Annotated in this window: 14 protein-coding genes and 1 riboswitch; of the genes, 7 read left to right on the top strand and 7 right to left on the bottom strand. The window is 41.0% G+C overall.

What is annotated here, in order from left to right; genetic code table 11:
- Positions 1-146: 146 nt before the first annotated feature.
- The 4 genes from acnB to H5079_RS11190 all read right to left on the bottom strand — a co-directional run bounded on the left by acnB (position 147) and on the right by H5079_RS11190 (position 6,608).
- Positions 147-2,744: a bifunctional aconitate hydratase 2/2-methylisocitrate dehydratase gene (acnB, locus tag H5079_RS11175; RefSeq protein WP_011326902.1), complete on the bottom strand. Its 2,598-nt coding sequence runs from the start codon at positions 2,742-2,744 to the stop codon at positions 147-149.
- 296 nt (positions 2,745-3,040) lie between these two features.
- Positions 3,041-4,105, bottom strand: a complete 1,065-nt coding sequence (locus H5079_RS11180) for an OmpA family protein (protein WP_011326901.1) — start codon at positions 4,103-4,105, stop codon at positions 3,041-3,043.
- 385 nt (positions 4,106-4,490) lie between these two features.
- Positions 4,491-5,900 carry a YdiU family protein gene (locus H5079_RS11185; protein WP_182684115.1) on the bottom strand — a complete coding sequence of 470 codons (1,410 nt, stop codon included), beginning with the start codon at positions 5,898-5,900 and terminating at the stop codon, positions 4,491-4,493.
- A 9-nt stretch (positions 5,901-5,909) separates the two neighbouring features.
- Complete coding sequence (locus tag H5079_RS11190; protein WP_182684116.1) at positions 5,910-6,608, bottom strand: DNA-3-methyladenine glycosylase I; 699 nt, start codon at positions 6,606-6,608, stop codon at positions 5,910-5,912.
- A 203-nt stretch (positions 6,609-6,811) separates the two neighbouring features.
- Positions 6,812-7,009: riboswitch (Lysine riboswitch) on the top strand.
- Positions 7,010-7,161: 152 nt separating this feature from the next.
- Here H5079_RS11190 and dapA point away from each other — a divergent pair.
- From dapA to H5079_RS11215, 5 genes are all read left to right on the top strand, one after another.
- Positions 7,162-8,046, top strand: coding sequence for a 4-hydroxy-tetrahydrodipicolinate synthase (dapA, locus tag H5079_RS11195; RefSeq protein ID WP_011326898.1), 885 nt, complete (start codon positions 7,162-7,164; stop codon positions 8,044-8,046).
- 15 nt (positions 8,047-8,061) lie between these two features.
- A complete protein-coding gene (locus H5079_RS11200; RefSeq protein ID WP_011326897.1) occupies positions 8,062-8,802 on the top strand; it encodes a 2,3,4,5-tetrahydropyridine-2,6-dicarboxylate N-succinyltransferase in 741 nt (246 codons plus the stop codon).
- Positions 8,802-10,007, top strand: coding sequence for a PLP-dependent decarboxylase (locus H5079_RS11205; protein WP_182684117.1), 1,206 nt, complete (start codon positions 8,802-8,804; stop codon positions 10,005-10,007). The genes H5079_RS11200 and H5079_RS11205 overlap by 1 nt, the downstream gene beginning before the upstream one ends.
- Before the next feature lie 49 nt (positions 10,008-10,056).
- Positions 10,057-11,175: a succinylglutamate desuccinylase/aspartoacylase family protein gene (locus H5079_RS11210; protein ID WP_089367575.1), complete on the top strand. Its 1,119-nt coding sequence runs from the start codon at positions 10,057-10,059 to the stop codon at positions 11,173-11,175.
- Positions 11,176-11,369: 194 nt separating this feature from the next.
- Positions 11,370-12,404 (top strand): phospholipase A, encoded by a 1,035-nt coding sequence (locus tag H5079_RS11215; protein WP_182684118.1) that lies wholly within the window; start codon positions 11,370-11,372, stop codon positions 12,402-12,404.
- A 76-nt stretch (positions 12,405-12,480) separates the two neighbouring features.
- Here the strand turns inward: H5079_RS11215 and H5079_RS11220 are convergent, their stop codons facing one another.
- Entirely contained in the window at positions 12,481-13,374 is an 894-nt protein-coding gene (locus H5079_RS11220) for a bifunctional GNAT family N-acetyltransferase/hotdog fold thioesterase (protein ID WP_011326892.1), read from the bottom strand.
- Positions 13,375-13,536: 162 nt separating this feature from the next.
- Here H5079_RS11220 and H5079_RS11225 point away from each other — a divergent pair, with 162 nt between their 5' ends.
- Positions 13,537-14,265: a fused MFS/spermidine synthase gene (locus tag H5079_RS11225; protein ID WP_182684119.1), complete on the top strand. Its 729-nt coding sequence runs from the start codon at positions 13,537-13,539 to the stop codon at positions 14,263-14,265.
- Here the strand turns inward: H5079_RS11225 and dtd are convergent.
- Together dtd and H5079_RS11235 are read right to left on the bottom strand one after the other, a co-directional pair.
- On the bottom strand, positions 14,249-14,686 hold the full coding sequence (dtd, locus tag H5079_RS11230) for a D-aminoacyl-tRNA deacylase (protein ID WP_058372331.1): 438 nt from the start codon (positions 14,684-14,686) through the stop codon (positions 14,249-14,251). The genes H5079_RS11225 and dtd overlap by 17 nt on opposite strands.
- Before the next feature lies 1 nt (position 14,687).
- Positions 14,688-15,590 (bottom strand): virulence factor BrkB family protein, encoded by a 903-nt coding sequence (locus tag H5079_RS11235; RefSeq protein WP_011326889.1) that lies wholly within the window; start codon positions 15,588-15,590, stop codon positions 14,688-14,690.
- Positions 15,591-15,677: 87 nt separating this feature from the next.
- Here H5079_RS11235 and H5079_RS11240 point away from each other — a divergent pair, with 87 nt between their 5' ends.
- Entirely contained in the window at positions 15,678-16,334 is a 657-nt protein-coding gene (locus tag H5079_RS11240; protein ID WP_011326888.1) for a DUF2959 domain-containing protein, read from the top strand.
- The last annotated feature ends 53 nt before the right edge of the window (positions 16,335-16,387 follow it).

Here is a 16,387-nt window from a genome sequence, read left to right on the forward strand (position 1 = left end):
AGGATTTATTGCTTTATTATTTAACTTCAAAACAATTAACCACCAAAATTAATACAATAAATGCAAAAAAACAACATTAACTATCTAAAATTTATTTTTGCCAATAAAAAACCCGCAAAAGCGGGTTTTTAAATAAGCTGTAAAAATTATACTGCTTGTTGAATGATCACGTTGTCTGCTTTTTTAGTGTAAGCAGGCATGCGATGGAAGTTCAAGTAGCGATATGTATCTGACGCTGTTGCATTGATCTTCGCTGCATATTCTTGATACTCAGCAGCAGTTGGCAATCGACCGATAATTGCCGCAACTGCAGCAAGTTCAGATGATGCTAAAAATACATTTGCACCATTACCTAAACGGTTAGGGAAGTTACGTGTAGAGGTAGACACTACCGTTGCTTTATCAGCAACACGTGCTTGGTTACCCATACATAATGAACAACCTGGAGTTTCTATACGTGCGCCAACACGACCAAAGATGCCATAGTAGCCTTCTTCAATTAGTTGGTCTTTGTCCATCTTAGTAGGTGGAGCAACCCAAAGCTGAGTAGGTAGTTGACCTTTAAAGCCATCTAGTAACTTACCAGCCGCGCGGAAGTGACCAATGTTAGTCATACAAGAACCGATGAATACTTCATCAATTTTCTCGCCAGCAACATCAGAAAGTAAACGCGCGTCATCTGGATCATTTGGAGCACAAAGAACTGGCTCTTTAATCTCAGCTAAGTCGATTTCAACTACGTGAGCGTATTCAGCATCTTTATCTGCTTCCATAAGCTCAGGATTAGCTAACCAGTCTTGCATTGCATTAATACGACGTTCAATCGTACGTACATCGCCATAACCTTCAGAGATCATCCACTTAAGCATAACAATGTTTGATTCTAGGTATTCAGAAATAGACTCTTTTGAAAGCTTAACCGTACAACCTGCAGCTGAACGCTCAGCAGATGCATCTGATAATTCAAACGCTTGCTCAACAGTTAGGTGCTCAACGCCTTCAATTTCTAGTACGCGACCAGAGAACTCGTTGATTTTACCTTTTTTCTCAACTGTTAATAAGCCTTGCTTGATACCGTAGTAAGGGATTGCATGTACAAGGTCACGTAATGTGATACCTGGTTGCATTTCGCCTTTAAAACGAACCAAAATTGACTCAGGCATATCAAGAGGCATAACACCTGTTGCTGCTGCGAATGCTACTGCACCCGAACCCGCTGGGAATGAAATACCTAATGGGAAACGTGTATGCGAATCACCACCAGTACCTACGGTATCTGGTAATAACATACGGTTTAACCATGAGTGAATAATACCGTCACCTGGGCGAAGTGAAACGCCGCCACGGTTCATGATGAAATCAGGAAGCGTGTGATGCGTGTTTACATCAATAGGTTTTGGGTATGCCGATGTATGACAGAAAGACTGCATTGTTAAGTCTGCAGAGAAACCTAAACAAGCTAAATCTTTAAGCTCATCACGTGTCATAGGACCTGTTGTATCTTGCGAGCCAACAGTTGTCATTTTAGGCTCACAGTATTGACCTGGGCGAATACCTGCAACGTTACATGCTTTACCAACCATTTTTTGCGCTAGTGTAAAGCCTTTATCTGATACTTCAGTTGCTGTTGGTACTTTAAATATATCAGTAGCACCTAAACCAAGTGATGTACGTGCTTTGTCTGTTAAACCACGACCAATGATTAGTGGAATACGACCACCAGCACGAACTTCATCTAAAATCACTTCAGATTTAAGTTCAAACTTAGAGATTACTTTATCAGTACCATGCTGCTTAACAACACCTTCGTATGGGTAGATGTCAATTTGCTCGCCCATGTTAAGTTCATCAACATTTAGCTCAATTGGTAAAGCGCCAGAATCTTCCATAGTGTTAAAGAAGATTGGTGCAATTTTATTACCTAGACATACACCGCCAACACGCTTATTTGGTACAAACGGGATATCATCGCCCATAAACCAAAGCACTGAGTTAGTTGCAGATTTACGTGAAGAACCCGTACCAACAACATCACCAACGTAAGCTAGTGGTAAGCCTTTAGTTTTTAATTCTTCTAGTTGGGTGATTGGGCCTACTTCGCCTGGTTTGTCAGGAGTGATACCGTCACGTTCAATTTTTAGCATAGCTAAAGCATGTAGTGGAATATCTGGACGAGACCATGCATCTGGTGCAGGTGACAAGTCATCCGTATTTGTTTCGCCAGTTACTTTAAATACAGTAACTGAAATCTTTTCAGCAACAGCTGGTTTATTAGTAAACCATTCTGCATTTGCCCAAGACTCAATAATTTGCTTAGCGAATGTGTTACCCGCTTTTGCTTTTTCTTCTACATCGTAAAATGCATCAAACATTAATAATGTGTTTGAAAGGCCTTTTACTACGATAGGTGCAAGTGTGTCGTCATCAAGTAGGTCTATCATAGGTGCGATATTGTAACCGCCTAGCATAGTACCTAATAATTCTGCCGCTTTTTCTTTAGAAAGTAGTGGAGAATTAGTTTCACCTTTAGCAACTGCCGCTAAAAACCCTGCTTTGATATAAGCTGCATCATCAACACCTGCCGGTACACGATTAGCAAATAAGTCGAGAATAAACTCTTCTTCACCAGCCGGTGGAGTTTTGATTAATTCAATAAGATCAGCCGTTTGCTGAGCATCTAATGGCGCTGGTACGATACCTAACGCGGCACGTTCTTCTACGTGTTTACGATATTCTTGTAGCACAATATTGCCCTCTTGGTGACGTGAAAGTATTCGGTAGCGCTTCATAAGCGCAATGTTACCCAATACTTATAGTATTCTAACGCTTAATTATAAAGCTTTTGTAGGTAGATGAAAATCTATCCAGTTCAGCAACTGATTATACCGACTATAAGTATTATGAATAGTAGATAAAGTAAAATCAATTTCTATGAATGTTTATTAAGTAAGAATCATTAGTATTAATTTTTAATTTAAGTTTTTAGTAGGCATAAAAAAACCCAGCATAAAGCTGGGTTTTTGTAATTCAATCGATTTTATTAACGTAAAACTTTAACGTTTTTAATCGTTTTGATATGCGCTTCTACACGACGGTTTTCTTCGTGTGCTGCTTTAGTGTTCGCTTCATTTTTAAGACGCTCTTCACCTAAACCAACTGTAGTAATACGGTCTTCTGCTACGCCATCAGCTACTAATTTTTTAGCTACTGCGTCAGCACGTTTTTTAGATAACCACTTGTTGTAAGATGCTTTACCTACAGAAGAAGTATGACCTTCTAAAAGAACAGTTGTATCTGGGTACTCTTTTAAGAACTCAGCTACTTTATCGATATCGTTTAAGTACTGTGTAGATACTGCAGATGTATTATTAGGGAAAGTCACTAATAAGCTTACAGTTACTTCTTTATCTTCGTATAATGTACAACCTGTGCCATCAACTGCATCTGTCATTGGTGTGTTAGGACACTGATCATCTGCATCTGGAATGTTATCGTTGTCGCTATCTACTGGTGCAACTTCAACAATTACTGGCTCTGGAGCTGGTTGAACTGGCTCTTCTGCTACTGAACTTTGACCAAATAAGTAGTTAATACCTAGTTTAGCGTTCACATCGGTATAACCACGGTCAAGACCTTGATAAACAGATGTTTCTGCGTTAACAAATAAGCCGTCTGTAATGAAGTGCTGGTAACCAACACCTGCGTTTAAGAAAGTATTATCTGTTGCTACTTTTACTTCTTTAATACCAAATAAACCATAGAAAGGACCGCCACCAAAGTGGTAAAGTGCATCAACACCAAAACGCTCGCCGTCTACGTCGTTACGATTACCATTAGGAATCGGATTTTTAAGAAATGCATTAAAGTCCATATCTGCATACTCAAGACGTGCACTCCAGTAATCACTGAAACGGTAGCCAACTTCAGCACCCCAACTTGCAGATTCATTAACTTCCAAGTTTTGGTGCATGTTTAAGTTTTTCCAAGATGCATCGTAATAGTCACCGAACACACCAATGTAAAAACCTTCAGTTTTTTCTGCTGCAAATGCTGATGCGCTAGTTGCAGCTAACGCGATTGCGATTGTAAGTGATTTTAATTTCATTGTTTTCTTCCCATTTTAACAATTAAAAAATATAGCTAATTCTTTCTAGCTCAACCAGTTTTATTAATATTACCTGATCCTTTATTAATCAATACTTAACAAAAGATAAATTAATTCGTTTTCAACACTCTATATACAAGTATCAGTAAGTTTAGGACATATTAATTACTTTACCCAACCCCTAGATAATAAATACTATCGCTAGTATCTAAATTTATTAAATAACCATACCGACTTCACTAGCTGAGTTTATATTGAGCTCCAAGCTCCTAGCTTTAAATGCATATCAATAATATCAGCTCAGTTTATTGTGCTCAATAATAAAGCAGCGCTACGGCCGCTAAATGACCTTTAATAATCAGCAACTTAAATTTCAATCTAATAATTAAGTACCACAAAAAGTATAATACTCTTTATCGCTGCTAGGTGCATCCTGAAATTTTGCCAATTTGTCTGTATTTTCATAAGGTGTGTGCATAACCTGCATAAACTCATGCAGTAATTCACTTGAGCCAGTCTTATTATACTCACTAAGTATTTTTTCGATCACATGGTTACGAGGAATAACTCGCGGATTAGCTGCGCGCATTACGGTATAGCTGCGATCATCGGTACGTTTTTGCCACTTACCGGCCCACTGAACTAATACCACTGGTATGCTCACTCCACCTGTTAAAGACTCGGTTAGTGCATCAAACGTGTTGGTATAGTCGAGTTGGTGCTCTTTTAATAACTGTAATAGCTCTGCAATTAACTCTTTATCGGCTGTATCTGTGCCAGCTAAGCCCAGTTTTGTTGCCCACATTGCACTAAATTCAACATTAAATTGCTCAGCAAAACCATCTATTATTGGGGTCATTAACGCCACAGCTTGTTCGTCGTCATCATTTACAAGCGGTATTAAACTCTCAGCTAAGCGGGCGCAGTTCCAGTTAGCAATATTAGGTTGATTACCAAATGCATAACGCCCTTGCTTATCAATAGAGCTAAACACGGTATCAAAATCGAAGCTGTTCATCATGGCACATGGGCCATAGTCGATAGTTTCGCCGCTAACCAGCGTATTATCGGTATTCATTACCCCATGTATAAAGCCTACTCGCATCCAACTAACCACCAGCTCAACTTGGTTTTTAATCACTGCAGCTAAAAATGCTAAATAGCGCTCAGGTCCTGTTGCTTGAATTTTTGGGTAATGACGCTCAATAGCTAAGTCGGCAAGGTTTTTAAGCCCTGCAACGTCGCCTTGCGTTGCTAAATACTGAAACGAGCCAACACGGATATGGCTACTGGCTAAGCGCGTTACAATAGCGCCAGGTTGAGGTGGGTTTCTGTACACGGTTTCGCCACTACCAACCACTGCTAAGCAGCGCGTAGTTTTAATACCTAACGCTTGCATTGCTTCGCTCATTATATATTCACGAATTGCTGGGCCAAGTGCACAGCGGCCATCGCCACCACGAGAGTAAGGAGTGGCACCTGAGCCTTTTAATTGAATGTCCCACAACTGGTTTTGCGCATCCTCTACTGCACCTAGCAAATGAGCACGCCCGTCGCCTAAACGAGGTGAAAAATGTCCAAATTGATGCCCTGAGTATCCCAGTGCAACCGCTGCAATTGCTTGCTGTTCGTTGCCGCTAAAAGTACTGGCCCGTAATTCAGGAACTACATTAATATTAAACGCTTTAGCTAAGCTGTCGTTCCATAGTAATAGCTGTGGGGCGGCCACCTTAGATGGGCGATCTTCAATTGCAAAATTGTCGGCTACTTGTCTGTACCTTGGCATTAAATTCATAACTACCCTCTACTGTTGTTGGCTTATACCTACACGATTATCGCCTACACTGTAGGCTATAATTAAGCTTAGCTCTTGCATGCTCAAACCGCTTTGTTGTTGTAATTCATTAAAGAACGCTTGCGCTGCAGTTAACGACTTTTTAGTTTGTAAGCCACCATCAATAATTTTATGCGCGCGCAAATAACTCTCAACATCCCGCGATAATAAAAAGGTGTCTTTACCCAATGCACGCAAAGTATAAGGGCCGGTATTTCCACCCAAGCGTGCACCGTGTTTTTTTAAGTACGCCCACAAACCAATAATATCTTCACTTGGCCAGTCTGCAATAAACTGACTAAAGCTACCATGTTGCTGGGTAACCTCATGGATCATGAACGCATTTTCGGGGATCGTTTTTACTTTTTTATAATTGCGAACAATGCGCTCGTCGCTGGCTTTTTGCTCCAACATATCGGGTGGCATCATTAATAATTTTTCAACGCTAAAATGCCAAAAAACCTCTCTAAAGCCTGCCCACTTGCTGTTAATAACCGACCAGTAAAAGCCACTTTGAAAAACCTTGCGCGTAAACTCTTCCAGCCAATCATCATCACTTAAAGCTACTAATTGTCGCTTAGATGCAGGTTTAGCGAGTAATTGCTGTAGCATTTGTGTTGAGCCTTTTCGCTCTACTGCTCGCTGATAAATATCATTAAATTTTTCCATCTGCTTGAAACCTTATTTTGCAGTTACAAATTTCGCGCCGCGATTATCCCCTAGTTTAAGGGAAATCGTCCTTATACGTAACCGTTGCCAAAATCGATGACACTATCTGCACTTAGCTGCTTGACACCCAGATGGCTAAAATGATTTAATCATCGCACTTACCCTATTTAATTATATTTGTATTGCTAGCAGTACAAATATAAAGGGCTGGAAGAGGTGCGTTATTCAGGTAGCGTATGTTAGGAGCACAAACTCCATTGAGCATACGTAAGGGGAATTAACGCCGAGAAACAACAATATTTGTGTCATTGTTGTTTCGGGCGACTAGGTTGAATCCTAGCGACTGTCACCAATAGCTATTTAAACGTAGCTTATTAGTTTGGTGGAGAGCTTCTGGTCTTAGTATAATAAGGCCGTGCGCCCTATTATTTAAGCCCATTCGCTCTTCGAATTATAACATACCCTACACGTGGGTATTTGTTCGAACGATGTTAATGCGGCTCTTTCCTATATAGCTTCTTAACTCACCGAACATTCTATAAGTTCGCGAGAGATGATCAAAAACTTTAATTTAGATGACTACTCAGTCTGGACGGCGCTCGTTACTCCGTTTAATCAAAACGGTACAATCGACTATGGCACCTTAACCACTTTGGTTGCTGAGCAAGCCGCTGCCAATAATGCTATTTTATTACTAGGCAGCACAGGCGAAGGCTTAGCCTTAACACTTAAAGAGCAACAAGCCATTGTTGAGCACGTGTGCCAATTATCGCCTAATGTACCCTTAATGGTGGCTGTAGGTGGTATGAACCTCAAACAGCAATTAGCCTGGGTTGAATACTGTAACCACTTGCCTATTCATAGCTTTTTACTTGGCTCGCCGCTTTATGCAAAGCCCGGTGTAATTGGGCAAACCCATTGGTTTGAAAGCCTTTTAAATATAAGTAAACACCCTTGTATGCTTTATAACGTACCAGGGCGAAGCGCTGTCGATATTCCAGTGGCAACCATTCAAAACCTACAACAACATAAAAACCTATGGGCACTTAAAGAAGCCAGTGGCAACATTGCGCAATTTGAAGCTTACCGTCAAGCGGCTCCTAACTTAGCTATTTTTAGCGGCGACGATGCGCTTATGCCCTACTTTGCCCAAGCCGGCGCTAAAGGGCTGGTATCGGTAGCAGCTAATGCTTGGCCGCTACAAACTCACGAATTCGTACAGCGTAGCCTAAGTGGCCAATACCCCAATTTATTTACTCAGTGGTCAAGCGCAATCAGTAGCTTGTTCACTGTAGCAAACCCCATTCCCGTTAAAGTACTCATGCATTTACAAGGGCGATTAACGAGTTCGTATTTACGCCCACCGTTAACTCACCTCGAATTAACGCAAACAACGTGCATTGAACAAGCAAACAACACCATTTTATCTTGGCATTAAACATAGGTTTTTATAATGAGCTGGTTAGAACTATTAAATAATTTAGAGTCGGGCGCAGTACGCGCAGCATCACAAAACGAAAGCGGCCAATGGCAGGCTAACGTTGCAGTAAAACAGGGTATTTTAGAAGCCTTTAAAAATGGTACAAACACCGAATTTGTCGGTGGCTTTGTTGATAAACATAACTTAGCGCCACAACAGTTTAGTGCCACCGATGGCGTACGTATGGTCCCGGGTGGCTCAAGCGTTCGCCGTGGTGCTTATGTAGCTAAAGGCACTATTATTATGCCACCAGCGTATGTAAATATTGGCGCATACATTGACGAAGGCACTATGGTAGATAGTCACGCTTTAGTTGGCTCGTGCGCGCAAGTAGGTAAAAATGTCCACCTTAGCGCAGCCGTGCAACTTGGCGGTGTGTTAGAGCCAATTGGTGCCAGCCCAGTGGTAGTTGAAGATGATGCATTTATTGGCGCAGGCTGCGTAATTGTTGAAGGCGTAGTAATTAAAAAAGGCGCAGTACTTGCCCCTGGTGTGCGTTTATCGGCCACAATTCCGGTTTACGACTGTGTAAACGAGCGCCAACTAGACAAAGGCGAGCCAATTCCTGAGTACGCTATTGTAATACCAGGCTCTCGCCCTGCTTCAAACGAATGGGCGCGTGCACAAGGTTTAAGCATGTCGTGCGCGTTAATTGTTAAGTACCGCGATGAGCAAAGTGATGCATCATTACTACTTGAAGAGGTTTTACGTTAATGAGCTTTTTGAGCACGGGCGTTAAAACGGCAATTAATGAATTATCAAGCCAACTCGATAGCCCATTTTTTGTTTACGACCTAGATACGCTAAATAGTCACTTGGCACAATTGGTCGCACAAACCGAGGTAAAACTTTGGTATGCGGTTAAAGCGAATCCGCTGTCTAAAATTATTCAATGCTTAGATAACGCCGGGTTTAATTTTGACGTAGCCAGTAAAGGCGAGCTTGAGCAAGTACTTGCTCAAGGCGTTAGTAGCGATCGCGTGCTCAACACCGGGCCAGCTAAAAGCCCAAAACAAATTAAACACTTTATTGAGCGCGGCGTACGTACTTTTGTTGCCGAAAGTCTTAATCAAGTTCGCTGGCTCAATGAGCAAGCCAAGCTACAAAACTGTCAACTACAGGTATTACTGCGCGTACAGTTACGTTGGCCCGAGGGCGAAAAAAACCCACTAGGTGGCGATAGCCTCACGCCATTCGGACTCGGTTGTACAGAGTGGCAGGCACTTAATATTACCGACTATGACGCACTTAGCTTTGATGGCCTGCATATTTTTCAATGGGGAAATATGCTCAGCACGCAAAAACTCAGTGAGTTGTGGTCACAAATGATTGCACCACTTAGCCAACTTGCCCGCGATTTAAATATAAACCTTAAAATTTTAGATTTAGGTGGCGGCTTAGGTATTCCGTATACGCAAAACGACATAACGCTTAATTGGGATGACTTAATAACTGCCCTCGCTAAAATTAAAAAACAGGCGGGCGTTGAAGAGTTATGGATGGAGCTTGGCCGCTATGCCGTGGGTGAATGCGGACATTACGCAGCCCCAGTAGTAGAGCGCAAACAAAACTATGGCCAACAACAAGTTATTTTAAGTGGCGGTATAAACCACTTATTGCGCCCAGCCGTCACCAGTCAAGACTTTCCAGCAGCATTACTACGAGATTCACACACACCAACCCAAGCTATGAGCTTATACGGGCCACTTTGTACCGCACTCGATTGCTTGGGCGAGCACGCATTACCAAGTGATCTCAATGAGCACGACTGGTTGGTGTTTAGTCAATGTGGTGCCTATGGCTTTAGTGAAAGTATGCCGTACTTTTTATGCCACGAACTTGCTGGCGAATATGTTTTAGAACAAAACAAACTTAGCTGTTTGCGTGCAGCCGAAGATGCCAGTTATTACTTGAGATAATGTACCTAAAATAATGTACCTGAGATAAAATTAAAATGTTGAGATACTCATGATCGCCTCACCAATTAGTCAAGAAAACATCGTCGTTGGTGAAGTTGCCAATGGCTTACCACTCACTATTCCTGTGTATCGTTTAAAAGGCGATGGCACGGGGCCAAGTGTGTATATTCAGGCCAACATGCACGGAGCTGAAGTACAAGGTAACGCGGTAATTTTTCAACTACTTGAACAATTAAAGCACCTTAATCTTAAAGGTGATATTACTTTAGTGCCCTATGCCAACCCTATTGGTTGCAATCAAAAGTCGGGGGAATTTACCCTAGGTCGGTTCGACCCTATCACCGGCACTAATTGGAATAGGATGTATCATTATAATACTGATTTAGTCACTCAGTTTGCACAAAACCATATGCAATACGACGATGCCATATTAAAAAGCGCGTTCAAACAGGCACTTATTGACGAAGTTGACAGTAAACTTAATGGCCCTGCTTATTTACTCAATACTGGTAAACGCATTGCGCTTAACTTACAAAAGCTCGCTCACCAAGCTGATATAGTACTGGATTTACACACAGGTCCTATTTCAAGCAAGCACTTGTACTGCCCAACCTATGCGACTAATAGCGCTCGCTACTTTAATATTGAGCACGTACTGCTTATTCCAAGTGACTTTGATGGTGCGATGGATGAGGCAAACTTTTGTCCGTGGTGGCATTTAAGCGAAGCACTGAGCAAGCAAGGCCGCGAGCTCAGCATACCTGTAGAAGCTTTTACTGTAGAGCTAGGCAGCCAAGAAAAAATAGACTTGAGCGAAGCACTAAACGATGCAAACAGTATTTTAAGTTACTTAAATTATAAAGCCGTATTTGTAAATGCGCCCCACACTCCAGCTAACATTACTCGCTACGCGTGTCATTTAAACGATTACTTTGCTTACTACGCGCCCATGGGCGGAATGGTTGAGTATATTGCCCCCCTAGGCGGGCATATAAAAGCCGGTGAGCCAATTGCTAAAATACTGCGCATGGAGCGTTATTTAAGTGAACAACCACTACAAACACTTTCCCTTGAATCTGACGCTATTGCCATACTGCATTTTGCCTCGGCGAGCGTTAATCAAGGCACTGAACTGTATAAGTTTTTTACTAACGTATTTGAGCTTTAAGCTCTCCCTTCTCATTGCGTGAGAGTAAGTTAACTATAGTTAATTTGCATTATAAAAGCGGCTTAGGCCGCTTTTATTTTGATCTAATTATACTAAATATACGTAAATTCAGTAAAAGTTCACCGTTACATATGTAAAAAGGCGTTATAATTAAATTAACGCATTAAACCATCAATACTCACAAAGGAATTACAATGAGCTGGCGATACTTGATCATACTTTCAACATTAGTTAGTACTACTGTTTTTGCTGAAGAAAAACCTAAAAGCAATGAGCAAAATAGTAATATTGAGCTGGTAAAACAATGTATTTTAAATGAAGTGATTGGTGGAGACGGCAAGCAAACACTCGATCAGCTTCGTAAAAAGTGCTCCGCTCTTGAAGAAGATAAGCAACTTACCGCCATCGATAAGCGCAAAGCACGAGAAGCAGTAAGCCAAAAAAACCGTAATGTGATTACGCCACATAAACGTAACTACATTTTACCAATTTCATATGTATCGCATCCGAACAATAGCTCGTTTGAAACATTTGACGAGCTAACTGGCGAAAAAAATGACGAGCCACTCGATAACTTAGAAGCCAAATATCAGCTTTCAATTAAAGTGCCTCTATTCAATGACTTTTCTGATGAAGACCAAGCTATATTTTTTGCCTTTACATTACAGTCATATTGGCAGCTTTATAACAAAGAAAGCTCATCACCTTTTCGTGAGACTAACTACGAGCCAGAGGTTTTTTGGGTTAACTATTTAGATCCAGAACACGTTCCTTGGGGCGACGAAATGGCTGTTGTTTTGGGTATTTCGCATCAATCTAACGGTAATAGTCAGCCAAATTCACGTTCATGGAACCGTATTTACGCTAACTTTATTTGGGAAAAAAATGGCTTTGTATTTAACTTTAAGCCTTGGTATCGTATTTCAGAAAGCGAGAAAGAAACACCTTTAGATCCAAGAGGCGACGACAACCCTGACATTTACAAATACATGGGTTACTTTGAGTTTAGCGGTGCGTATCGCCTTAATGAACATGAATTTAGCTTTATGACCCGTAACAACTTAAATTCAGACAATCGCGGTGCATTACAGCTCGATTGGTCATTTCCGCTTTGGGGCCGAGTGCGTGGTTATGCACAGTATTTTAATGGCTATGGCGAAAGCTTAATTGATTATAACGCTGATATAGAAAGAATTGGCGTAGGTATACTACTTACCGATTTACTTTAATTAATTAGCGATTAAATTAAACAAATTAAAAAGCCAAGCATCGCTTGGCTTTTTTGCGTTTTAAAGAGTTAAACAGTTATTTTTTTACTACAAACTGCCCTTCAAATTCAGCCACTACCTTATCACCATCATAAATAATAACAGGTACTAAATAGCTGGCTTTACCTTCAGTTTCTAACTCGCTGAGCTTACCCTTACAGCTTTGTATATCAACACAGCCGCGTGGATCACTGCTAAGCGGTTTTAAATATTTAATATTGGCATCGGCTAATACAATATTTCCTTCAAGCCCTGCTTCTTTTAGTGCTAAGTAGGTTGCGCCCCACCCCGTAAGGGTTGCTAAGCTATAAATAGAACCAGCAAACATAGTGTTATGCAGGTTTAAATTAGCATCTAAATCTGCGCTAGTCGTAAATTGCCAGTCGGTATAGCTCTCTACTTTAATGCCCATTGCATCACTAATTGGGATTGATTCACGCCAGGTGTTTTGCAGCACTTGAGTCCAGTTAGGGTGGCGAAACCAGCCTGGCTCTGATGGCTTTTGTTTTACCATTTTATAGTGTTGTACATCGCCGTACGCTAAATGCGCTTTTTCTTGTGTTTCATAACCATGGCGCTTATAAAATTCGAGTGCGCGCTCGCGTGCAAATAACACCAACTCTGCAGCGTCTTGTGACCATGCTATTTTTTCTAGGTCATGTAATAAACGACTACCAATATGCTGATTACGACTTTCTTCAGCTACAGCCATATAGCGAACCTGAGCTTGTTGCTGGTTATTAAAGTGCAGCCGCGCCACCCCTAATACTTTACCCGCTTTATTTTTAATAAAGCGATGCTCGGCATCTTGTTCTAAATCATCCTGTTCAGAACCACGTGGCTCACCCCAAGGGGCACGTAAAATTTCCCAACGTAATTGATAATAGGCTTGCCAATCTTCACTACTTTGCGGTGTACTTACCTGAAACATACATACTCCTGCTGTTAAGCCGTAAATAAAATACAACGTCACTTAATTATGGCAAATACCATACTCCATCTAAAAAAAACTGCCAATACGACTTTGGTGATGGCAAATACAAAGTGTAAAAAATTAATGACAAAAGCCATTGCGCTTTGCTTCGGCTAGTTTATGCTGGGCAACATGAGCGAATACATAAACCCTGTAAATGGCCTGATTAATAGCTATTTTATTGAAAATAGCCACAGTATTGGCCAGTTACTTTATTGGCATAAATATGGGGGCGATCACATTCAAGTACGCCAACATCAGCAACTGCGTTGGCTGCTAATAAATGACACTCTGCAATCTGTGGTAACGCAGCAGCAACCAAGCAATTTATTACTGCCACACTTACAGTGCTTAGCACAGCATTGGCACACATTAAGTACCCCTAAAAAAGTACTCGAACTGGGGCTTGGCGGCGGCGCAATTCGTAATTATTTGCTGCACCAATATCCACACGCAAAAATCACCTCAGCTGAAATAAATGCAGATATAATTAGTTGTTATAAAAAGTTTTTTACTACGCAGCAAGTGCCTAGTAATAATACACAGCGGTTACTTTGTGAGGATGCTCAACAAGTACTGGGTCGCGCCCGCAACATAGATTGGATTATTTTAGATTTATTTAGCCAAATAGACGCACCACGATTTTTATTCGCACCCGCTTTTTATCAAAAAATACACGCAGCCCTTAACAACAACGGCACGCTATTTATTAATTTTTTATCGCAACATGAGTCGCAATTAAAACAGTTACAGCAAGTATTACTTAATGTATTTGGTTATAAAGTTAGCCCGCAAAAGGTAGCAGGCTATATAAATCATATTGTGGTGATCACTAAACAGCTAAATTAAAGGTTACTGGCCCATCGTTACACAAGCTCACTTGCATATCGGCACCAAACTCACCGGTAGCAACCGTTAAATTGAGCGCCTTGGCTTGCGCTACAAAGTATTCGTATAACTCATTAGCTTGGCTTGGAGTTGCCGCCGATGAAAAGCTAGGTCGCATGCCCTTTTTAGTATTTGCCGCCAAAGTAAACTGCGATACTACCAACAGCTCACCAGCAATATCTTTTAGACTTAAGTTCATTTTGTCGTTTTCGTCAGTAAAAATGCGGTAATTACTAATCTTATGCAGCAACTTATCGGCCGCTTGCTCGTCATCTTGTTTTTCAACACCCAACAACACTAAAATTCCTTGGCCAATTTCGCCAACTACTTGGTTATTAATTTCTACTTTGGCATGTTTTACACGTTGTATTAAACCTTGCATTTTATAGCGTATCCTTTGTATTTTCTTGCTCGTCTAGCTCTATTTCGGGCGTGTCTTCAATATTTTCAGGGCTAATACACGCCGTAAGCTCAGCGCCTAGCAACACCACTATCCACGACAAATATATCCACACAAACAAAATAGGAATGGTAGCAACTGCACCATAAATAACTTCATAAGATGGAAAGTGGCTAATATAAAGCGCAAAACCTTTTTTAGTTAACTCAAACAACATGGCAGCAAATAGTGCACCTGGTATCGCCGCTTTAAACGAAACCCGAGTGTTGGGCACCAAGGTGTAGAGCATAATAAAACCCACCATAGAAATGCCGTACGGCAATAACTTTAATAAAAAGCCACTAAACCCCGGAATCCCCTGATCAGCAAACGACACCAACGATACAATATACGAAGTAACTGCAATACTGCCGCCTAAAAATACGGGCCCTAAACTAAGTACCATCCAATAAACGGCAAACGAAATCATCATTGGACGCTTTTTCTTAATTCGCCAAATACGGTTAAGCGTGGCATCAACATTACGAATAAGTAACAAGGCAATAGCAGCTAAAAAGCCAATGCCCACTGCGGTCATTTGATTTGCATTGCCCGCAAACGAGCTAATATGCTCTTTAATAACATCTGACGAAGTAGGCACAAAGTTAGTAAATAAAAAGCTTTCAATTGCTAATCGAGTTGATTCAAACCCCGGAAAAGCCGAAAATATCGCCACACCTACGGCAATTAATGGCACCAAAGACAGCAAAGTTACATAAGCTAAATAGCCCGCGTTAACGGTTATTTGGTCATCAATACAGCGGTTAATATATTGCATCCACCAGCCGGGTTGCTGCCGTAAAAAAGATCCAACTTGCTGTTTATAATAAGAGAGCTTATCGTTCATAACATTGACTTGTGCTAATATAATTTTGACCATAATAACAATCAGCACCATAATTTACAGCATTAACACACGTAAATAGGAAACCAAATGAAAAAACAAACATTACTGAGTGTTACCGTACTTGCACTTGTACTAACATTATCGGGTTGCCAGTCAGCTTATTACTCGGCCATGGAAAAGGTAGGCGTACACAAGCGCGATATTCTTATTGACCGCGTAGAAGAAACCAAAGACTCGCAACAAGAGTCTCAAGAAGAGTTTAAATCAGCGCTTGAGCGCTTAACTACACTTATTGATTTTAATGGTGGCGAACTGCAAGACACTTACAATCAGTTAAACGATGACTATGAGTCGAGCTTAAATGCCGCTAACGAAGTGTCAACTAACATCAATAAAGTAGAAGACGTAGCAGAAGCCTTATTTGATGAGTGGAGCGATGAGCTTGAGCAATATAAAAGCGCATCACTTAAACGTGAAAGCAGTAAAAAGCTAGCCGCGACTAAGCGTCAATTTGATCAGCTATTACGCTCAATGCGCAGCGCAGAGAGCAAAATGGAGCCTGTATTAACATCGCTTCATGATAACGTTTTATACTTAAAGCATAACTTAAACGCACAAGCGGTATCGGCTATTAAAGGCGAGTTCACTAACCTTAAACGCGATATACAATTGCTTATGAACGACATGAACAAATCGATTGCCGACTCAAATAAATTTATTGAACAAATGAATAGTGCCGGTTAATTAGCTGATATTATATTTAAATTTGCCTGCATTATTGCAGGCTTTTTTATGGC

The organism is Pseudoalteromonas sp. SG44-5 (assembly GCF_014164175.1).
GTDB lineage: Bacteria > Pseudomonadota > Gammaproteobacteria > Enterobacterales > Alteromonadaceae > Pseudoalteromonas > Pseudoalteromonas nigrifaciens.